This window comes from Sphingomonas sp. ACRSK (assembly GCF_022346685.1).
Taxonomy (GTDB): Bacteria; Pseudomonadota; Alphaproteobacteria; order Sphingomonadales; family Sphingomonadaceae; genus Sphingomonas; species Sphingomonas molluscorum.
In genome coordinates this window covers 18,489-38,238 of record NZ_JAKRNR010000014.1, presented here as the reverse complement: position 1 = coordinate 38,238, position 19,750 = coordinate 18,489, and the positions used below count along the sequence as shown (strand labels likewise).

Here is a 19,750-nt window from a genome sequence, read left to right as displayed (position 1 = left end):
GCGGGGGAGGCGGCTATCCCCGCGCCATGGCAACTCCGACCGTCTCCGTTCTGATCCCGGTCCACAACCGGGCGCATCTGGTGGGGGATGCGATCCGCAGCGTCCTTGGCCAGCGGTTCGGCGATTTCGAACTGGTCGTGGTCGACGACGGCTCGACGGATGACTCGGTCGCGGTGGTGGAGGGGTTCGGCGATCCGCGCATCCGGGTGGTGCGCCACGCCCGCAACCTCGGGATCCCCGACGCGCGCAACACCGGGCTGGACGCCGCACGGGGCCGGCTGATCGCCTGGCTCGACAGCGACGACATCGCCCGGCCCGAGCGGCTGGGTGCACAGGTCGATTTCCTCGCCCGCAATCCGGGCATCGCCTTGGTCGGCAGCTCCGCGGGCAAGATCGACAAGGAGGGGCGGCGCAAGCGCGGCGTGCGGGTTCCGCCGCTCGAATCCGGCGACATCGCCGCCTGGCTGCTGTTCCGGTCGGCCTTCCAGCAATCCTCAGTGATGGGCCGGGCCGAGGTGCTCAAGGCAAATCCCTATCGGCCGAGCTTCGACGTGTGCGAGGACCTGGAGCTCTTCGTGCGCCTGTCGCGGACCCATAGGCTGGCGAACCTGCCGCAGGTGCTGGTCGACCGGCGGGTGCATCCCGGCCAGACCGTGTGCCAGCGGCAGGACCGCATCCGGGAGTGCAAGGGCGGGCTCTACGCCGGGCCGCTTTCCGAGCTCGGCATGCGGTTCGACGCCGAGGATCTTCGCCGCCACACGATGCTGGGCAAGACGAAGCTGAAGGGCGTGGAGGCGCCGCCGGATTTCCTGCGGTGGGCCGACGACTGGCTCCAGACGCTGCGCGCGCGCAATGCCGAGAGCCGCTACGTCCCGCCCGAGGGGATGGCGCTGGCGACGGGCTGGTTCTGGCTGCTCGCCTGCCGCGTCGCGATGCCGACGCTGGGCCGGGCCGCGGCGGTGCGGACCTACCTGCGCTCGCCGCTGGCCCGGGGACTGATCCGCGGCCCGGCGCGGGGCTGGCTGACCTCCAGCGCGCCGGTGCTGCTGGGCCTCCGGCGCTAGCCGACCAGGCGGCGGACGAGGTCGAGGTCGGCAGGCTTGTCGACATCCACCGCCGCCAGTCCGAACGGGCTCGCGACCGCGCGCGCGGAAATGTCCGCGGCGGCGCCCAGCCGCATGAGCGCCTGATCGAGCGTGAGCCGCCCGACCAGATAGCGCAGCAGCGTTCCGGTGCCGAGCCGACGCACGATCCGCCACGGCCGCTTGCGATCCGCCTCCACCTGCGACCACAGGTCGAGCGCCGCATTCGCCTTGGGCGTCGCCAGGTAGAAGAGGTTGCACCCCGACCAGCTTCCATCGGCGAAGCGCAGATAGGTGCGTTGCGTGTCCGGCACCGCCGCCTCGATCACGTCGCGACGGGCGAGCAGCGCGGTCACGTCCGCGCCCGCCGGCGTCGCCGCCAGGAACGCGGTGATCCACTCCGGTTCGAGCAGCGCATGGTCGGCGGTGGTGACCAGCAGCGGCGTGCCCAGGGTTGCGAGCCCGCTGCGGGTGCTCCGGCTGGGGCCGGCCTCGGCGGTCAGCACCTCGACACCAAGCGTTTCTGCATGGGCGGCGACTGCCGGATCCGAGACGGAGACACCGATGCGGGTGGCACCGGCTGCCCGGAGCGACCGGATGACGCGGGCAAGCATCGTCATGCCGCCGACCTCGATCAGCGCCTTGGCAGGCACGCCGGCATAGACGGCCACCGGATCGGCACCACCGCGCGAGCCCGCGAGCACCAGGGCGTGGAACGCGCTCATGCCCGTGCCCGCGCGCGCCAGACCTTCCACAGCACGCCGGGGGCGGCGAGCAGGGGGTGGCGTTCGGCCCAGGGCGTCAGCTTGACGGGCACACCGGTATGCCGCTCGACCTTCCACGCGCCATAGCGCGCGGCCCCGTCGAGCAGGAAGGCGGCCTTCACCAGGCGCAGCGCGTTGAGCGGCTTGCCCAGCCGCCGGCGCGACCGCCAGCGGCGCAGCAACTGCGCCCGTGTCTCTGCATCCAGGATCGGCGACACCCCGTCCGGCGTCCGGCGAACCTCGATCCCCGCCGCTTCCCAGGCGAGGAGGAGCAGTTCGGCATAGCGTTGCGGGTCATAGGCGAGGATCTGGTCCTCCCGCCCCGGCTGCTCGACCCGCAATTCCGCGCGATAGGTCTCCCGGAACAGCGCCTTCCAATAGGCGGCCGGCGCGCCGTAGGCGGGGCCGAGCACGGCGGCAAAGCGGGCCGCAGTGGTCGCCGCCGCCGCGATCGCGTCCACGACCGCTTCCGCCTGCGCGGCGCCGGCGATCCACAGCAGGGCACTCGGCTGCACGAAGCGGGTCCAGATCGTCGTGTCGGCGAGTTCCCCGCTCGCCGCCTCCGCAAAGACGGAGAGCGGCATGGTCGCGACCTTCGCCTGCAGCATGCGGCCGCCGACGCGAACCTCCTCGAAGCTGATGTCGGGCCAGATCCGCTGCGACACCATGCCGCGGACGCCGGGCGCCGGCGGTCCTTCTGTCAGGACATAGAAGTCGAGCAGCCCATCGAGGTCGCCGGTCCGCAGCACCGAGCCGTAGAACAGCACCGCCGATCCCCCCAGCCGGCCGGCAACGACCGCGGCCGCCTCGACGATCTCCGGCCGGACCTCGGCCGCCAGCATGTCGGCAATGGCGCGACGTAGCGGGCGCATCACGGCGTCACGAACTGGAGCGGCCGGCCCTGGCGCACCGTGATGGTGCCGCCGTCGTAGAGCTCGCCGTCGAGGATGAAGCCGCCCTCCAGCGTGACCGTGAAGGACTGGACGTCATGGCGGCGGTAGCCGGCCTGCTCCAGCCAGGCGGCCTCGGAGCCGCGCAGCAGCGCCGGCACCGCGCGCGAGAGGCTGGTGGGGGGCGCATCGACCGCCAGCATCTTCAGCCCCGCGCGCTCGTGGCCGAAGGGCTTGAGCCGCAGCGGCAGCCGCTCCAGCGTGGAGCTGAACAAGATGTAGAAGGTCTTGTCGACCGGGGCACCCTCGTCGAGCTGCAGCCGCATCGGCTCGCCCGCGCGCCATTCGTTGGCGTGGCCGCCGAACATCGTCTGGGCGACTCCCCAGAACAGCGAGATGCCGACCGCGAAGCTGTTGAAAGCGCCGGCCTTGTGGGTGCGCTGCGCCAGTTCGGTCGCGCGCACGAACGCACCGGCCCCGAACAGGAAGCCGCACAGCTCCGGCCGGGCCGCGTCGCCGCGCAGGATCTCCACGGACGCACGGGCCCGGACCCCGCCATGGACGCCTGCTTCCAGCGCGTCCTGCACCGTCCAGTCGTTCGGGATGCCGAGGTCGAGCGCGAGCGCGTTGGTCTTGCCCGAGGGGACGACGGCCAGCCGGGGCAGGGCGTCGCCGAAAACCGCCTGCGCGCAGGTCAGCACGTCCCGCACGGTGCCGTCGCCGCCGTCGACCACCAGCAGCTCGATGCCGGCGTCGCGGAACTCCCGCAGCGCCTGGGCCAGGGCCGGGTGGGTGCGGGGGCCGCGGTACAGCAGGTTCGGGGTATCGGCCGGCACCACTGCCGCTTCGGCACCGCGCGTGCGGTTGCGATGGCTGCGGCTGTTGCTGATGATCCCCGTGCGCGGGTGGCCGGCGGGGCGGGTGCCGCGCTCGGGGACCGTCGTTCCAAGGGGAGTAGGGGACGCCATCTGCTCTGCCGGTTCCGAGGTAATCTTCTTCAAACGCGCCCCCGGGGTACGATGCTTGAACGGGAGGCGGGCCCATGCACCGCACGATTGGCCCGTCCGCGCCCATATCGTGGCAGTTTTGTGGCGACCGCCGCCTTCGGCAACCCCTATCGCACGGTTTCGCCGGGGAAGCGCCCGGCTTTTACGACCTATCGGCCATAGCGCGTGCGGATGGCGATGCTGCCGCCGCTGGCGGGCAGCGGAAAGCGCGTCGCCTTGAACGCGGGCAGGCCGAAGGTGGTCGGCGCATCGTTGGAGAAGCCGTATCCTTCCTTGGGCGCAATCGCCGTGCGGTTGAACTTATGGTCGCCGTTCTCGTCGTGATAGGTGGCGAGCGCATAATGGCCGGGCGCCAGCCAGAAGCAGGCGCGGGTGGTCGGCGCCGTCGCCTTGACCCGCGCACGCGCGAGCTTGGCGCCGCCTTTCAGGAAGCGGCTGCTGTCGTCCGGATAGACGGTGAAGGCGACCTCGCCATCGGCGCTGCGCAAGCTGGTGGCGGCAACCTCCAGCTTCACCTTGCCGTTCCCCGGCGTGCCGACGCAGGCCGGCGCGGCCTGGGCGGGAGCGGAGAGGGCGGTGGCGCCCGCGAACAGGGCAAGCGCGGCAAGAGCGGTACGCGACATCGAAGACTCTCGTTGCAACAACTGGGCGTTCGCTATGCGCCCGCCCGGATGAACGGGAGATGGTCGGGGCCTACGCCACCGCCCCTTCGGTCCGCAGCCGGTCCCGCCGGATCGCGAGGCCGAGCATCAGCGCAAGCAGCACGGCTGTGACGACCGAGGCGATCAGCACCCCGGCCGCGATGCCGTTCGCCCCCATGCTGGGCGAGAGCAGGAATGCCGCCGCGAACATGGTCCCCGTGGCTGCCAGCCGGACGAAGAAGGCGCTGCCGGCGCGATTGGCGGCCATCAGCACGGGCTCGAAGCCCACCGTGCACAGGTCGATGCACCCGGCCGCCGTCAGCCACAACAGGCTGGAATAGGCGTTGGTGAACTCCGATCCGCCGACCAGCGCCAGCACATGCTGGCCCCCCAGCAGCAGAAGCCCGAACACCAGCGCGGCCACCAGCGTCGCAACCGAAACCGAGCGGACCAGGAAGCGGCCGACCTTGCGCAGGCCGCCCGCATCGATCGAGCGCACGATCTCTGGAAAGGCGGCGCGGGCGAGGAGCTGCGACAGCTTCGTCATCGCCTGTGCCAGCTGCACCGCCAAGCGGAACTCGCCCGCCGCGGTGGTGCCGGCGACGCCGCCCACCAGCAGCAGCGGGAACTGCTTGCTGGACAGGGTGAAGGTCGCATTGGCGTTGGTGCTGACCGCGAACTGGACGATGCCGGGGTTGTCGGTCACCACCGCGCGCAGGCCGTGGCCGTGGCGGCGCATCAGCCGCAGGTTACCCGTCCGCGCGACCATGAGCCAATAGGCAGTGGCCGTGAGCAGCTCGGCCGCCATCCACGCGACCAGAAAGCCCTGCAGCGTCGGGTGGATCAGCGCGACCAGCTCTGCGCCGACCAGCCGCACCACCGGGGTGGCGCTGTCCGCAAGTGCGGCGAGCGAGAAATTGTCGTTCAGCCGCAGGATGCCGAGCGGAGTCGAGCGCAGCGACAGCAGTTGGATGATCGTGAAGATGAAGGTCGCGCGCCACAGCGTCGGGCCGATGCCCAGCACTTCACCCCAGAGACTCAGGATCGTCGCGGCGACACCCACGCCCACCACCGCACTCGTCGCGTCCAGGGCGGTGCAGGCGCGGAACAGCCGGCCGAGCCGGTCGAGGTCGCCCGCCGAGCGATGGGCGGTGCCGTAGCGGACGATGATCTGCCAGGTCTGGAAGCCCACCAGCGCGACCAGCACCTGCGAAGCGCCGACGATGATCGAGAAGCGCCCGAAGTCGGTCACGCCCAGCGTGCGCGTGACGATCGCCAGGTAGAAGAGCGACAGCACGGCGGTGACGCCGCGTCCGGCGAGCAACCATCCCAGATTGTGCGCGACGCTGCCCAGCCCCTTGCGCGGGGTGCCGGTGCGCGCGGCGAACGGGTTCACGCGAGCCAGCTGGTGATCCTTTCGCCGTGACGGGCCACCCACATCGCCTGAAACAGGCGAACCAGGTGCACCACCAGCGAGATCGCGGTCCAGGCCGCCACCCCGATGATGCCCCAGTCGGGACGCTGCACCAGCAGCAGGAAGAACAGGATCACCATGTTCGGGTTCCGGCGGGCGGTGATGAGCCGGAACCAGCTGTCGAATCGCTCCCACACGTGGATATGCATGCCGAAGCGGACGATGAACGCGCCCTCGATCAGCCGCTGGGCGACATAGCCGAACAGCATCGTCCCGATCACCAGCCAGAACATCTGGTCGGTGAGCGGCCGGCCGTAATCGGCGCACCCCGCGGCCCAGGCCCACCACCAGAAGGGCGGGTGGACGAGGTCGACGCCATGGTCCCAGGCGTTGCCGAGCTTGGAGGACGTGATGGTGCAGCGCGCGAGCTTCCCGTCCACAGTGTCGAACACCATGAAGACGAGCCCGGTGGCCAGGCCGGTCCAGAACCATCCGTGCCAGAAGGCGATCGTGGCAATGATGCACAGCACGCTGCCGGCAGCCGTCACCTGGTTGGGGGTGATCCCCAGCCGTGCGGCGATGCGGGTGAGGGCAAAGGCCCATTCCGGCCAGAGATATTTGGTGAGGAGGTCGGTCACCCCCTTGTAGGCGCCGGTGTAGCTCGCCCGCTCGATGCCGGGCACCGCCTCGGGCACCAGCAGTTCGACGAACGGCTGCTCGCGCTTGCGCAGCGCCTCGTTGAAGATGCCTTCCTCGGCCTCGGCCCGGATCTCGTCCATGCCTGCGTCGAGCGGAACGGGCGCCTGCGCCTGCATCGCGGCGAGCACCGCCTCACGCTCCGCGGCGTTCGTGACATGGGCGAGTGCGGGCACGCCGTTGCGGCTCACCAGCGTTCCCGGCCTGCCGGTCAGGTGCGCGATCCAGACGGGATCGAACGCGAACCGCAGATTGACCAGGATCGTCGGGCCGGTCGGCTGGTCGGTGAAGGCCAGGTCGCGCGAGGCGGCGATCCGCCGCACGCGCTCTTCGTTGGTCATGCCCCACAGCAGCGTCGGGTTGCTGCCGACGGGCGTGACTGCCGGCCGGGGCTGGGCATCCTTGGGTGTCATACTCGGGCCGATACCCGATCGTGCGCCGATTGCGAGAGGAAAGCCGTCATCCCGAGTGGCGCTCCGCCAATACGCCCAGGATTTCGGATGCGGCGCGCGTCGGTGCGGCGCCGCTGGTGTCGCCGAGCGAATCGCTCGCGAGCGCCGCCTGCGCATCCGCAAAGCGCGGGTGCTCGGTCCCGGCGCGGGCCAGGGCAGGCAGGACGCCGTCGAGGCTGTCCACCACTTCGCCGGCCACCCACATCGCGTAGGAGGGATCGTCCTGCCAGTGCGCGCCGCCCGCGTTCAGGAACACGCATGGACGCGGCCGCACCAGGAATTCCAGCACCTGGCTGGACGTGTCGCCCAGGTAGAGGTCGGCCGCGGCGGTGTAGCTGCCGTCCACCGCGGCGAAGCTCTGGTAGTCGCAATGCGTGTCGCCGCGGCCCTTCAGTTCCTCGCACAGCGCGCGAACCTCCGGTGCGCGTTCGACGAGCCGCTGGTGGGGCGCGAAGATCAGGTTCCACCTGCCCTCGGCGAGCACCTGCCGGACGATCTGCTCGCCCCAGCGCCACCAGGAGGAGCGGTGCTGCTGCCAATGCGGATTGTAGAGCAGGACCGGGCGATCCTCTGCGAAGTCCGGCCGCGCATAGCTGCGCTGGCGGAACCCCGCCTTCACATAGCCGGTGGCGACGATCCGCTCCGGCGGCATCCCGCGTTGCAGGTAGGTGCGGCGCTCGCGCTCGCTCGGGACCAGCGTGTGCCAGGCGGCACGGCGGCGGCGGTCGTCGCGCGCGCTCATCGAGCCGACCCCGTGCGACGTCTTGACGAACCGGGTGGGGAGGAACGGCAGCAGCCGCGGCAGCCACAGGCTCGTCTGCTCGGCGCAGACGGCGACGGGCACCCGGGCCAGCCGGGGTGCGAGCCGCGCGAGCATCGGCAGCTTGGGCGGGAGCGGCGGGTTGGTGCCCGCGTCCACCGCAACCGTGCGGAAGCCGGGCGCGCGACGGATGCGGATCGGCGCGTGCGGCCGCTCGGCGAGCCAGCCGCCGATCAGCGCCTCGTGCATCGACGTGCTGACCCACAGGTCCTGCGTCAGCTCCGGCGCAAGGTCCGAGAGCGCTTCCACGATCGGGAAGAGGTGCGGGATCAGCAATGTTTCGCCCAGGAACAGAAAGGCGACCCGGTCGCGCATCAGGCGGGCATTCCCTGTGCCGCGCCCCAGGCGTCGATATCCTCGGGCCGGTCGATCTCCTGCCAGTTGCCGGCGTGATGCTCGATGGCGGTGACGCCGACGGTCGCCGCCAGTTCGGCGACGATGGCGTGGTGATAGGCGGCGTGGCCGCTGTCGCGCTCGATCACCGTCTCGAGTGCGCGGGCATAGGCGCCGTCATCCCCGGTGCTGGTGATGACGCCCAGCGACCGGTGGGTGGTGCGCGCGCTGTCCAGGTCCTTGGCAACCGCCGTCACGCGGCCGTCGGCCACGGCGACCCGCATGTCGTCCAGCACGGGGCCGCGGATCGGCTCCACGACCAGGCCGATGCCGGGCGGTGGCTGGCGCAGGGCTTCGCTCAGCACCGCCTGCTCGAACACCGTGTCGCCGTTCAGGAGGCAGAAGGGCTCCAGCAGGTGCGCGCGGGCGACCCACACGCTGCCGATGCTGTTGCTCACCGACCAGAACGGATTGAACACCGTCGTGACGCGCAGCGGCAGCGCGCGTTCGGCGACGAACTGGCGCACCTGCCGGTGGCGATATCCGACGACGACCGCGGCTTCCTCGATCCCCGCCTCGGCAAGCGCGGTCAGCTGTTGCAGCAGGATCTCGCGCCCCTGCACCTTCACCAGGCACTTGGGGATTTCCATGGTGAGGGGCAGCAGCCGGGAGCCATAGCCCGCGCTCAGGATGACCGCTTTCATGGTCCCGCCTTAGCCGCTGGGCCTGCGCTTGTCAGCTTCGGCGGCGCCAGGGGCGCTGCGCCGCCTCAGCCGAGCGCGCGGATGAAGCCATAGGTGCTGGTAATGGTCAGCACCGTGCCGACCAGGATCAGCATGGTCTTGGTCGGGATGCGCTTGGCCATCACCGCGCCGAACGGCGCCGCGACGATGCCGCCGATCAGCAGGCCGAGTGTCGCAGTGGCGAAGTCGCGGATGCCCAGATGGTAGATGAAGGTCGCCGAGACGGTCAGCGTCAGGAAGAATTCGACGCTGTTGACGGTCCCGACCACCTTGCGCGGCTCAACGCCCTGGACGAGCAGGTTGGAGGTGACGATCGGGCCCCAGCCGCCGCCGCCCGCCGCATCCAGGAATCCGCCGGCGAGGCCCAGCGGCTCGACAACCTTGGGCTTGGCGTGCTTGGGCGGGAACAGGATGCCGCGGATCAGCAGGTAGATGCCGACCGCAACCAGATAGCCGAGCACGAACGGCTTCACCGCATCGCCATCCAGGTTGGTCAGCAGATATGCGCCGCTCACGCCGCCGATGACGCCGGGGATCAGCAGCCGCAGGAACAGCTTCTTGTCCACATTGCCCGACAGGACATGGCTGATGCCGGACACCGCGGTGGTGAAGGTCTCGACCACATGGACGTTGGCGGACGCGCGCGCCGGCGGCAGCCCGATCACCGCCACCAGCAGCGTGTTGCAGATGACGCCGAATGCCATGCCGAGCGCCCCGTCGACGATCTGGGCGCCGAATCCCACGGCAATGAACGGCAGCAACGCTTCTACGCTGAACGAAGGATCCACGGCATCTTCCCTGTTGTTGCGGTTCGACCATGCCGTGGCGGAGTTCGCCCAACAACATAGATATGGTTTAAACTGGTCCGGGCGGTCGGACGCCGGCGCGGCGGGGGAGCGCGTCCACCGCGCCGGCATCGCCCCCCTTTTTCTTCTAGAAGCGATAGCGTGCCGTCACCTGGGCGGTGCGCGGGTCGCCCGGCACGCCGGAGAACATGCCCGAATTGCCCGACTGCGGCGTGAGCAGGGTCATATAGTCCTTGTCGAACAGGTTGCGGACCAGCCCGAACACCTCCCAGCCGGCGTCCGCGGCGAAGCCGACGCGCAGGTTGATGGTCGTGTAGCCGTCGATGCGGAGGTACTTCGAATCCGACGCATCCGCGAAATAGCCGGTGCGCGACTGGCCCTCGATGCCGATATAGGCGTCGCCGTTCAGGCCGGTCGGGCGGCGATATTCCGCGCCATAGGAAAACGCCCAGCGCGAGGTGCCCGGCAGATCCTTCCCCGAAAGGTCGCACACCGTCGTTCCCGATGCGATCAGCTCGAGCGGGCAGGGGGCGTTGTCGAAGGACACATAGTCGGCGTCGGTGAAGGCGGTGCGCAGATAGGCCGAGAGGCCGGAGACCGGCGCCAGCACCAGGTCCAGCTCGGCGCCCTGCGACCGCACCGAATCGATGTTCGCGAGATAGCCGCGCAGCGCGCCCGGACCGGTATCGACGACGTTCGCCTGGAAATCGTCCACGTCGGTGCGGAACAGGGCGAAATTGGCCGTGAGCTTGCGCCCGAACCACTGGCTCTTGATGCCCACTTCGTAGGACTGCGACTTTTCCGGGCTGACGATCGCGCGATCGAGCGCGGGGTTGTTGGTGGCGTTGAACGGCAGGCCCGCCAGGTTGATGCCGCCCGACTTGAAGCCGCGGGCATAGCTTGCATAGGCGAGCAGGTTCGGCCGCGCCTGCCACGACAGGTTGATGTCGCCGGTCAGCGCGTCGTCGCTGAACTTCACGTCATAGGCCTGCGGACGGAAGATCGAGAGCTTGGCCGCCTGGAGCGCCGGGTCGTTGGTCTGGAGGCCGCCGGACACGACCGCTTCGTAATCGGCGGTCTTGTGCTCATAGGTGTAGCGAAGCCCCGGCGTCAGGCGCAGCGTATCGGTGATGTGCCAGGTGACCTGCGCGAAGGCCGCGTAGCTCTGGATGGTCGACAGCGCCGACGAGGTGGTGATGTAGCCGTCGAGCAGGTTGGACGGGATCGCGGTGCCGTTCGCCGTCTGCGTCCCCAGCAGCCAGAAGGCGGCGTCCGATCCCCATTCGGTGACGTTCTGCCCGCGCAGCTCCTGGTAATAGGCATAGAGGCCGAGCGTGTAGTCGAGCCGGTTCTGGCCGTTGGACGCGAGCCGGATCTCCTGGCTCAGCTGGTCCTGCTGCACCGGGTTGGCCGACTGCGGCAGGATGTCGAGCGCGGTATAGTCGCGGTCGTTCGCCGGCTGCCAGTCCCACCAGCGGTAGGCGCTGACCGAGGTGAGGGTGCTGCTGCCCAGGTCCACATCCGCGATCGCCGAGATGCCGCCGATCTCGGACCGCGCCTTCAGCTTGCCATCCGCGTCGGCAAGCCGGTCATAGGGGTCGAGGCTCGGCGGACGATAGCCGAGCGCGGCGGAAAGTGCGGGGAACTGGCGGCTGGCAGGCCGCAGCGTCTCGCCATAGCCGGCATAGACCTGGGTGCAGCAATCGGCATCGGACAGGTTGTAGTCGGCAATCAGACGCACCCGCACGTCGTCGTTCGGCTGCCACAGCAGCTGCCCACGGACGGCGAAGTTGTCGAGGTCGTTGACGTTGCGACCGGTCAGTGTGCTTCGCACGAACCCGTCGCGCGTGGTCTTGCCCGCCGCCACGCGGAACGCCAGCGTTTCGCTGATCGGCCCGGTCACTGCCGCCTTGATCTGCCCGAACTTCTGCGTGCCGACCGACGCCTCGAACTCGCCCTCGGGCGTGAAGCTCGGCGACTTGGTGGTGATGTTGACGGCGCCTGCGGTGGTGTTCTTGCCGAACAGCGTGCCCTGCGGCCCGCGCAGGATCTCCACCCGCTCGATGTCGAGCAGGTCGAACGCGGAGGCGGCCGGGCGGCTGTTGTAGACCTGATCGACATAGAAGCCGACGCCCTGCTCCAGGCCGTCGTTGGCAAGGCCGAACGACACGCCCAGGCCGCGGATGTTGAGCGCGGTGTTGCGCGGGTTGGACGAGGTATATTGCAGCGTCGGCGCCTGCTGCGACACCTGCTGGATGGTGAAGGTGCCGGTGCGGGCGATCTGCTCGGCGCCGAGCACCGACAGCGCGATCGGCACCGACTGCGCGCGCTCGGCGCGACGACGGGCGGTCACCACCACGTCCTCGCCTCCAGCGGCTTCGGCGGCAGGCGCCTCCTGCACCTCGGCTGCCGCAACGGCTTCGGCCGCCGGGACGGGCGGCTCCGTGCTCGCCAGCGGAGCCGTGGTCTGCAACGCCAGTATCACCGCAAGCGAACTCGGCACAATCAACCTCCCCGTTGTCTATCCGCGCCAATCTCCACTGATTTAGTGGAGTATCAACATGGATGCTGCTTTACCAGCGACAAGCAGGGCTATTGGACGGGCGATGGCACCGTTTCGGCGGGGCTGGGCAGGCGCGCCGGCTCCGAAACGGAAGGTCAGTCGATCCGGCGGGCGGACAGGATGCGGACGGGATCGGCGATCATCTCGCCCTTGAAGTGGCCGCCTTCGCTCACCGGCGCGTTCAGGATGCGGTGGACGACCTCCATCCCTTCGACCACCCGGCCGAACGCCGCGTAGCCGAGGTTGTCGCCTTCGCGGCTGGGGTCCGCGTCGAGCGAGGGCTGCGCGCCCACGCTGATGGTGAAGTCGCCCTGCGCGGTGCCGGGCGCCAGCCGCGCGATGGAGATCGCGCCGTCGACATGGCGCACGCCCGTCTGGGTGGTCGGCTCATGCTTGATTGGCGGCAGTACCCGCTTGGGGGCGTTCTGCACGCCGAACTGGACGAAGCCGAAGGTCGGGGTGACTCGCACCGTGCGGTAGAAGACGGTGCCGTCCAGCCGCTTCTCATCGACGTAGCGCAGGAAATTGGCGGTGGTGATCGGCGCGCGGCTCTTCTCCAGCTCCAGCACGATGCTGCCCTCGCTGGTCTCCACCTTCACGCGTGCCGTTTGCGCGGCGGGAGGGGCGGCGGCGGGCGTCTGGGCGAGGGCGGGAGCGGCGCACAGCGCCGCGACGAGCAGGAGCAGGCGTTTCAACATGGGGCTCAGCCTATGCGCTCGGCCGCCGCGACGCCAGCCGGGGCGCGGCTTTGCGCAGCCGGAGCTTTTCTTTGCTGGGACAGCCCGGGCCGCATCCCCATGTTGCGGTCACACCCGCCGTGCCGTTAATGGCGCGACAGTTTCGAGACGGAAAAGAGATGACCACCCACACCACCCGCATGCTGATCCTCGGCTCCGGCCCGGCCGGGCTCTCCGCCGCCATCTATGGCGCGCGCGCCGGCCTGAACCCGATCGTGGTGCAGGGCATCCAGCCCGGCGGGCAGCTCACCACCACGACGGACGTCGAGAACTACCCCGGCTTCGCGGAGGTGATTCAGGGCCCCTGGCTGATGGAGCAGATGCAGGCCCAGGCCGAGCACGTCGGCACGCGGATGATGTACGACACCATTGTCGAGGTGGACGTGAGCCAGCGCCCGTTCCGCCTGATCGGCGACGGCGGCGACGTCTATGAAGGCGATGTGCTGGTGATCGCGACCGGTGCTCAGGCGCGCTGGCTTGGCCTGGAGAGCGAGGAAGCGCTGAAGGGCAAGGGCGTCAGCGCCTGCGCGACCTGCGACGGCTTCTTCTACCGCGGCAAGAAGGTGGCGGTGATCGGCGGCGGCAACACCGCGGTCGAGGAGGCGCTGTACCTCACCAACCACTCGCCCGACGTGACGATCATCCATCGCCGCGACAGCTTCCGCGCCGAAAAGATCCTGCAGGAGCGGCTGTTCGCGCATGACGCGGTGAGCGTGCTCTGGAACAAGAAGGTCGAGCGCTTCATCGACGGCGGCGGCAACGTCGGGCTGGTCGGCATCGAGCTCAAGGACACCGTCACCGGCGAGCTGTCGCAGATCGAGGTCGACGGCGGCTTCGTCGCGATCGGCCATCACCCGGCGACCGAGCTGTTCCGCGGCCATGTCGAGCTGGACGAGGACGGCTATATCGTCGTGGAGAAGGGCTCGACCCGCACCAACGTCCCGGGCGTGTTCGCGTGCGGCGACGTCACCGACAAGGTCTATCGCCAGGCGGTGACCGCGGCCGGCACCGGCTGCATGGCCGCGCTCGATGCCGAGCGCTTCCTGGCCGAGGCGGACTTCGAGAAGATCGCCGAAGCGGCCGAGTGATCTGCCTCTCCTCCGTTTGTCTCGAGTAGGGATCGAGCTTGTCGAGAGCCCGTATCGAGAGAGCCACAACGACCGACCTCTCGATACGCCGTCTCGACAAGCTCGACGGCTACTCGAGGGGAACGGAGAAAGAGCCAACGGCGTAGCCTAGCCGAGCGCCTCCCGCACGCGCGCGTGCAGCCATTCGGCGTCGGGGGCGCGCGCGAAGCTGTGGCTGGCGGTGTCGTGTTCCAGCATGGGGATGCGGCTGCGGACGGCGTCGAACGCGCGGCCGCGCCAGGCGTCGGCGCAGGCGATCGCCGTGTTGTCGCGCCGCGCGAGCAGCAGTGTGGCGGGAACGTGGCTGCCGGCCAGCGCCTCCGCGACCCGCTCGGCCAAGCCGGTGGGTGCGGCCTGCGTGACCGTCCGAAGCCCCCGGGCGAGCTTGCGCAGATCGACCTGGCCGCGCAGCAGCCGCAGCCACTGGGCAGGGTCGCCCAGCCGCTCGGCATAGCGCGCGCGCACCGCGGCCGCGGGCGGGGTGTCGCCGGTGCTCTCGACCAGCCACGGATTGGCGAGGAGCAGCGCGTCGATGCCCGCCGCTTGGTGGAACAGGGCCAGGGTGGTCGCGGCATCGCAGTTGCCGAAGCCCAGGATGCGGGAGACGCCGGGTGCCTCCGCGCGGAACGCCGCGGTGGCGGCGACGAGGTCCGCGCCGCTGTCGGCAAAGCCGCGGTTCTCGCCCGTCGAATCGCCGATGCCGCGCCGGTCGTAGCGGAACACGGGCCACCCGCCGGCCGCAATCCGTTGCGCGAGCAGGGCCATGCCGCGGTGCGCGCCGATCCGTAGCTCATTGCCGCCCGAGACGATGAGCAGCCCGGTGCTGCCCGGCGCCTCGTCCAGGGTCGCGGCAAGCCGCTCGCCAGCGCAGGGGAACTCGATCAGGCGGCGCGCCACGTTCCCACCCAATCGGCAATGTCGGCGGCAAGTGCCTGCGCGAGCGCCGGATCCGCTTCCGGCTCGGCGCGCCGCCAGGGCGGCGAATAGGGGAGGCGGCGGTCGGCCGCGCGGGCATCGCTCTCCAGCCGGACGATCCTGTCCGGCCTGCCGATGTCCGCCCCGGCGAGCGCATCCAGCAAGTGGGTTCCGATGCGGTTGCCCGCGATCTCGATCGCGGCTCCTGCGTCGCCGTGCTCCTGCGCAGGCAGGAGCCCAGGGTTTCTCTGTTTAGACAAGCGTTGTTCTGCTTGGCCCTGGATCCCTACCTGCGCAGGGATGCGGTCGTGTGCGGAGGTCGATTGCGCCTCGCGCGATGCTCCCGCGCCTTCCGGCGTCCCGGCCGAACGCGCCGTGCGGTGCAGCTCGCGCAACAGCTCGGCGCCGGTCTGCGGCGACAGCGACCAACGCGCCTGAACGTCCGCTTCGCCGTCGATCAGCGCCCCGGCGCGAATGCTTGCCGCGAACCGGGGGTGGGGCAGCGTCGCGACGCATGCGGCAAACGCAGCGCGCCAGTCCGTCAACGTGGCGTCTTCGGTCGCAACCAGGCTTTCGCCCTGGCCCGGCAGGTCCGGGAGCACGCCGCCGATGCCCACCTCGGCCAGCCGGCGCAGCACCGACACCATCAGCGTGCGGGTGCGGTTCGCCTCCTCGAAGGGGGGCAGGGCAAGCACCACGACCGGCCCGGTGGCGGGACCGAAGCGAAGCATCGCCTCCGTGCCGCCGGGCCAGTCGTAGCGGTCGATCAATGCACCGCCTTGCCCATGGCGAAGCGGGTCAGCGAGCCGAAGGTCGCCAGCGTATCGCCGTCGATGTGGTCGTCCTCGATCAGGATTCCCAGCCGGTCCTCGATCTCGGTGAGCACGCCTGCGACCGCCATGGAGTCGAGCTCCGGCAGCGCGCCGAACAGCGGTGTGTCCGCGTCGAACGCCGCCACCCGCTCGGCCGACAGGCCCAGCACGTCCCGCAGCACGGCCCGCACGGTGTTCTCGATCTCGTTCGCCTGTTCCGGAACCAAGGGATTTTCCTCTTGCTGATTGGACCCGCTGTTAGTGGGCGCAGGCCCGAAAGCCAAGCTGCGCGCGCGATGCGGGCGTGGCTTTGGCGACGGCATCGGCTATGCGCTCGCCGATGGTTCCGCTCGATCCTGTGCCCCAGCCCCTGGACACGCTGCCGTTGCGGGGAAGCCCGGCGGCGCCTGCATTGGCGGGCAAGGACGGCACGCTCTCCTACGCCGAGCTGGAGGCGGCGGTAGGACGCCTCGCGCACTGGCTCCACGGGCGGGGGCTGGCGCCCGGCAGTCGCGTCGCCAGCTGGTTGCCGAAGTCGCGCGCGGCCTGCCTGATGCCACTCGCCGCCGCCCGCGCCGGGCTGGTGCACGTGCCGATCAACCCGGTTCTCAAGCGGGCGCAGGTGGCGCATATCCTCGCCGACAGCGGCGCCGCGCTGCTGCTGACCCAGCCAATGCGTGCCGGGCTGCTGGAGGCCGGCGACGTCCCGCAGGGTTGCGCGATCGCGCTGGAGGAGGAGGCGCTTGCCCATGCGGCGGGGGCATTGCCGCCGTCGCGCGGCGACACGGACGCGCTTGCCGCGATCCTCTATACCTCCGGCTCCACCGGGCGACCCAAGGGGGTGATGCTCAGCCACGCCAACCTGTGGCTCGGCGCGATCTCGGTCGCCCATTATCTCCGCCTCGCGCCCGCCGACCGCGTGCTCGGCGTGCTGCCGCTGAGCTTCGACTATGGGCAGAACCAGCTTTTCTCCACCTGGGCTGCGGGCAGTTGCGTGGTGCCGCTCGACTATCTGACCGCGCGGGACGTGGTGAAGGCGGTGGAGCGCGAGGGGATCACGAGCCTGGCCGGCGTGCCGCCGCTGTGGACGCAGCTGCTCGAGGCGAACTGGCCCGCCGAGACGGCAGCGCGGTTGCGGCGGCTCACCAATTCGGGCGGCGCGCTGACGACCCCGATGGTGCGTGCGCTCCGCCAGCGGTTCCCACAGGCCGATCTCTACCCGATGTACGGCCTAACCGAGGCATTCCGGTCGACCTTCCTTGATCCCGCGCTGGTGGATGGCGCACCGGACGCGATCGGCCGCGCCATTCCCTTTGCCGAGGTGCTGGTGGTGCGCCCCGACGGCAGCCGCGCGCAGGCCGGCGAGCCCGGCGAACTCGTCCATGCGGGGCCGCTGGTGGCGCAGGGCTATTGGCAGGATGCGGAGCGGACCGCCCAGCGCTTCCGGCCTGCACCTGCGTTCGCCGAGCACGGCGGCACCGCGGTCTGGTCCGGCGACACGGTCGTGGAGGGGCAGGACGGCCTGCTCCGCTTCGTCGGCCGCGACGACGAGATGATCAAGAGCGCCGGCAACCGCATCAGTCCGACCGAGGTGGAGGAGGCGGTGCTTGCGGGCGGCGAGGCGGCGGAGGCCGCGGCGTTCGGCGTGCCCGATCCGCGGCTCGGCCAGGCAGTGCTGGTCGTCGCCCGCGCCAACGGCCCCGCCGAGGCTGCAGAGGCAGCCTTGCGCGAGCGCCTGCGTCGCGAGCTTCCCGCCTTTCAGCAGCCCGCCCACTATCGCTGGCGCGACGCGCTGCCGCGCAACGCCAACGGCAAGCTCGATCGCAGCGGCTTGCGCGCCGCCGTGCTCGCCGAGTTCCAGGAGACGCCGCAATGAAGCCGACCGGCCCGATCCCGCCCGCCTTTGCCGGACAGCAGCGGCTGACCATCGGCGGCGAGGATGCCGAGGCGCTGGTCGCCCGCGCGGGTGACACGCCGCTGTTCGTCTATGACCTGGGTGTCGTCGCGGAGCGGGTCGACGTGCTGCGGAGCGCGCTGCCGGCCGAGGTCGGCATTCACTATGCGATGAAGGCGAACCCGCATCCCGAATTGCTTGCCGGCATCGCGCCGCTGGTCGACGGGCTCGACGTCGCCTCGGGCGGGGAACTGGCGCAGGCGCTGGCGGTGAAGCCCGCCGCCGAGATCAGCTTCGCCGGCCCCGGCAAGCGCGACGACGAACTCGCGGCGGCGATTGAGGTCGGCGCCACCCTGAACGCGGAGTCCGAGGGAGAGGTGGCCCGGGCGATCGCGATCGGCGAGCGGCTCGGCATCGCTCCGCGACTGGCCGTGCGGGTGAACCCGGACTTCGAGCTGCGCGGCTCGGGCATGCGGATGGGCGGGCGCGCATCCCCCTTCGGGGTCGATGCCGCGCGCGTGCCGGCGCTCGTCCGCACCATCCTTGCCTCCGGCGCGGCGTGGCGCGGCTTCCACATCTTTGCCGGCTCCCAGGCGCTCGACACCGCCGCGATCATCGAGACCCAGGCCGCCACCGTCGCGCTCGCTGCCCGGCTTGCGGACGAGACCGGAGCCGCACCGCCGCTGGTCAACCTGGGCGGCGGGTTCGGTATCCCTTATTTCGCAGGCGACCTGCCCGTCGACGTCGCAGCGGTCGGCGCTGCCCTCGGGGACGCGCTGGCGACGCGCCCTGCCACGCTGGCCGACAGCACGTTTGCGATCGAACTCGGGCGGTGGCTCGTGGGGGAGGCGGGCGTCTACCTCACCCGCGTCATCGACGTGAAGGACAGCGGCGGCGAGTGCTTCGTGATCGTCGACGGCGGGCTGCACCATCAGCTTGCCGCCAGCGGCAATTTCGGGACGGTGGTGCGCCGCAACTACCCGGTCGCCGTCGCCGGGCGGATGGCGGAGCCCGCAACCCAGACCGCCTCGGTCGTAGGCTGCCTGTGTACGCCGCTCGACCGGCTCGCCGACAAGGTCGCTCTGCCCGAGGTCGCCGTGGGCGACCTCATCGCGATCTTCCTGGCCGGTGCCTATGGCGCGACCGCCAGCCCGGCGGCCTTTCTCGGCCACCCGGCGGCGCGCGAGCTGGTGGTCCAGGGGAACCGCCGGACCTGAAGGTCGTTGAGCCGCTTCCGAACGGCCTGGGGGGCTGGAGTGCGGCTGGCAGGCGTCGGGAAGCTTCCCGATATGGGACGCCGACCCAAGGGAACCGCCGGTTTCTACCTAACCCTATCTTTACCGGGCCGGGTATAGGGCAGCAACGATCCTGCACCCCTTGGGCGGCGGGCGATGAGCGAGGGGTTCGATATGCGCGTGCACAGCTTCCCGGCGGCGGCCGGCATCATGGCCATGGCAGCGATGCTGCTGGGCGGATGCGCCGCGACCCGCCCCGAACTGCCGGCCGCGCCCTTCGTCACCGCGCAGGAGACGCCGGGCGAGGATTATGTGATCGGCCCGCTCGACCAACTCAACGTCTTCGTGTGGCGCAACCCGGAGCTGTCGGCGAAGGTGCAGGTCCGCCCCGATGGCCGCATCACCACGCCGCTGATCAGCGACATGCCCGCCGTCGGCAAGACGCCGGCGATGCTTGCCCAGGACATGAAGCTCGCGCTCGGCGAGTATATCAAGGACCCGCTGGTGTCGGTGATCGTGGAGAATTTCTCCGGCACCTACAGCCAGCAGGTGCGCGTCGTCGGCGCCACCGAGAAGCCGGCATCGCTGCCGTACCGCGCCAACATGACGCTGCTCGACGCGATGATCGCGGTCGGCGGCGTGAACGAGTTCGCGGCCGGCAATCGCGCGCGGCTGGTGCGCTATGACCGGACCACCGGCAAGCAGCAGGAATATGGCCTGCGCATCGCGAGCCTGCTGAAGGACGGCGACACTTCCGCGAACGTGCGGCTGGCGCCGGGGGATGTTATTATCATCCCGGAAACCATGTTCTAAAGGGCC

General features: G+C 70.2%; 19 protein-coding genes. 5 read left to right on the top strand and 14 right to left on the bottom strand.

The window, feature by feature from the left end; all coding sequences use genetic code 11:
• The first annotated feature begins 26 nt into the window (after nucleotides 1-26).
• A complete protein-coding gene (locus tag MHZ35_RS09385) occupies nucleotides 27-1,064 on the top strand; it encodes a glycosyltransferase family 2 protein (protein WP_239435363.1) in 1,038 nt (345 codons plus the stop codon).
• Here MHZ35_RS09385 and MHZ35_RS09380 read toward each other — a convergent pair.
• The 11 genes from MHZ35_RS09380 to MHZ35_RS09330 all read right to left on the bottom strand — a co-directional run bounded on the left by MHZ35_RS09380 (nucleotide 1,061) and on the right by MHZ35_RS09330 (nucleotide 12,909).
• Nucleotides 1,061-1,807 (bottom strand): nucleotidyltransferase family protein, encoded by a 747-nt coding sequence (locus tag MHZ35_RS09380; RefSeq protein ID WP_239435362.1) that lies wholly within the window; start codon nucleotides 1,805-1,807, stop codon nucleotides 1,061-1,063. The genes MHZ35_RS09385 and MHZ35_RS09380 overlap by 4 nt on opposite strands.
• On the bottom strand, nucleotides 1,804-2,718 hold the full coding sequence (locus tag MHZ35_RS09375; protein ID WP_239435407.1) for a hypothetical protein: 915 nt from the start codon (nucleotides 2,716-2,718) through the stop codon (nucleotides 1,804-1,806). The genes MHZ35_RS09380 and MHZ35_RS09375 overlap by 4 nt, the downstream gene beginning before the upstream one ends.
• A complete protein-coding gene (locus tag MHZ35_RS09370) occupies nucleotides 2,718-3,737 on the bottom strand; it encodes a diacylglycerol/lipid kinase family protein (protein WP_239435361.1) in 1,020 nt (339 codons plus the stop codon). Before MHZ35_RS09370 ends, MHZ35_RS09375 begins: the two co-directional genes overlap by 1 nt.
• Nucleotides 3,738-3,892: 155 nt before the next feature.
• Nucleotides 3,893-4,366: a DUF2141 domain-containing protein gene (locus MHZ35_RS09365; protein WP_239435360.1), complete on the bottom strand. Its 474-nt coding sequence runs from the start codon at nucleotides 4,364-4,366 to the stop codon at nucleotides 3,893-3,895.
• Between the two features lie 70 nt (nucleotides 4,367-4,436).
• Nucleotides 4,437-5,780: a lipopolysaccharide biosynthesis protein gene (locus MHZ35_RS09360; protein ID WP_239435359.1), complete on the bottom strand. Its 1,344-nt coding sequence runs from the start codon at nucleotides 5,778-5,780 to the stop codon at nucleotides 4,437-4,439.
• Nucleotides 5,777-6,907, bottom strand: a complete 1,131-nt coding sequence (locus MHZ35_RS09355) for a CDP-alcohol phosphatidyltransferase family protein (protein WP_239435358.1) — start codon at nucleotides 6,905-6,907, stop codon at nucleotides 5,777-5,779. Before MHZ35_RS09355 ends, MHZ35_RS09360 begins: the two co-directional genes overlap by 4 nt.
• A 46-nt stretch (nucleotides 6,908-6,953) precedes the next feature.
• Nucleotides 6,954-8,081, bottom strand: coding sequence for a hypothetical protein (locus tag MHZ35_RS09350; RefSeq protein WP_239435357.1), 1,128 nt, complete (start codon nucleotides 8,079-8,081; stop codon nucleotides 6,954-6,956).
• Nucleotides 8,081-8,803: a phosphocholine cytidylyltransferase family protein gene (locus tag MHZ35_RS09345; protein WP_239435356.1), complete on the bottom strand. Its 723-nt coding sequence runs from the start codon at nucleotides 8,801-8,803 to the stop codon at nucleotides 8,081-8,083. Before MHZ35_RS09345 ends, MHZ35_RS09350 begins: the two co-directional genes overlap by 1 nt.
• A gap of 65 nt (nucleotides 8,804-8,868) precedes the next feature.
• Nucleotides 8,869-9,630, bottom strand: coding sequence for a sulfite exporter TauE/SafE family protein (locus MHZ35_RS09340; protein WP_239435355.1), 762 nt, complete (start codon nucleotides 9,628-9,630; stop codon nucleotides 8,869-8,871).
• A gap of 145 nt (nucleotides 9,631-9,775) precedes the next feature.
• The gene (locus tag MHZ35_RS09335; protein WP_239435354.1) at nucleotides 9,776-12,151 is read right to left on the bottom strand and encodes a TonB-dependent receptor; all 2,376 of its coding nucleotides are present in this window, start codon (nucleotides 12,149-12,151) and stop codon (nucleotides 9,776-9,778) included.
• A gap of 155 nt (nucleotides 12,152-12,306) precedes the next feature.
• Nucleotides 12,307-12,909: a peptidylprolyl isomerase gene (locus MHZ35_RS09330; RefSeq protein ID WP_239435353.1), complete on the bottom strand. Its 603-nt coding sequence runs from the start codon at nucleotides 12,907-12,909 to the stop codon at nucleotides 12,307-12,309.
• A gap of 158 nt (nucleotides 12,910-13,067) precedes the next feature.
• Here MHZ35_RS09330 and trxB point away from each other — a divergent pair, with 158 nt between their 5' ends.
• A complete protein-coding gene (gene trxB, locus MHZ35_RS09325) occupies nucleotides 13,068-14,036 on the top strand; it encodes a thioredoxin-disulfide reductase (protein ID WP_239435352.1) in 969 nt (322 codons plus the stop codon).
• A gap of 147 nt (nucleotides 14,037-14,183) precedes the next feature.
• Here the strand turns inward: trxB and MHZ35_RS09320 are convergent, their stop codons facing one another.
• From MHZ35_RS09320 to MHZ35_RS09310, 3 genes are read right to left on the bottom strand one after another with little or no spacing between them, the layout of a single operon-like run.
• Nucleotides 14,184-14,972 carry a hydrolase 1, exosortase A system-associated gene (locus MHZ35_RS09320; RefSeq protein ID WP_239435351.1) on the bottom strand — a complete coding sequence of 263 codons (789 nt, stop codon included), beginning with the start codon at nucleotides 14,970-14,972 and terminating at the stop codon, nucleotides 14,184-14,186.
• Nucleotides 14,957-15,760 (bottom strand): hypothetical protein, encoded by an 804-nt coding sequence (locus MHZ35_RS09315; protein ID WP_239435350.1) that lies wholly within the window; start codon nucleotides 15,758-15,760, stop codon nucleotides 14,957-14,959. The genes MHZ35_RS09320 and MHZ35_RS09315 overlap by 16 nt, the downstream gene beginning before the upstream one ends.
• The gene (locus MHZ35_RS09310) at nucleotides 15,757-16,029 is read right to left on the bottom strand and encodes an acyl carrier protein (protein WP_239435349.1); all 273 of its coding nucleotides are present in this window, start codon (nucleotides 16,027-16,029) and stop codon (nucleotides 15,757-15,759) included. The genes MHZ35_RS09315 and MHZ35_RS09310 overlap by 4 nt, the downstream gene beginning before the upstream one ends.
• Before the next feature lie 113 nt (nucleotides 16,030-16,142).
• Here MHZ35_RS09310 and MHZ35_RS09305 point away from each other — a divergent pair, with 113 nt between their 5' ends.
• The 3 genes from MHZ35_RS09305 (at nucleotide 16,143) to MHZ35_RS09295 (ending at nucleotide 19,744) form a co-directional block, all read left to right on the top strand.
• Nucleotides 16,143-17,678, top strand: a complete 1,536-nt coding sequence (locus tag MHZ35_RS09305; RefSeq protein WP_239435348.1) for an acyl-CoA ligase (AMP-forming), exosortase A system-associated — start codon at nucleotides 16,143-16,145, stop codon at nucleotides 17,676-17,678.
• Nucleotides 17,675-18,913, top strand: coding sequence for a pyridoxal-dependent decarboxylase, exosortase A system-associated (locus tag MHZ35_RS09300; RefSeq protein WP_239435347.1), 1,239 nt, complete (start codon nucleotides 17,675-17,677; stop codon nucleotides 18,911-18,913). The genes MHZ35_RS09305 and MHZ35_RS09300 overlap by 4 nt, the downstream gene beginning before the upstream one ends.
• Nucleotides 18,914-19,147: 234 nt before the next feature.
• A complete protein-coding gene (locus MHZ35_RS09295; RefSeq protein ID WP_425542295.1) occupies nucleotides 19,148-19,744 on the top strand; it encodes an XrtA/PEP-CTERM system exopolysaccharide export protein in 597 nt (198 codons plus the stop codon).
• Nucleotides 19,745-19,750 lie beyond the last annotated feature (6 nt).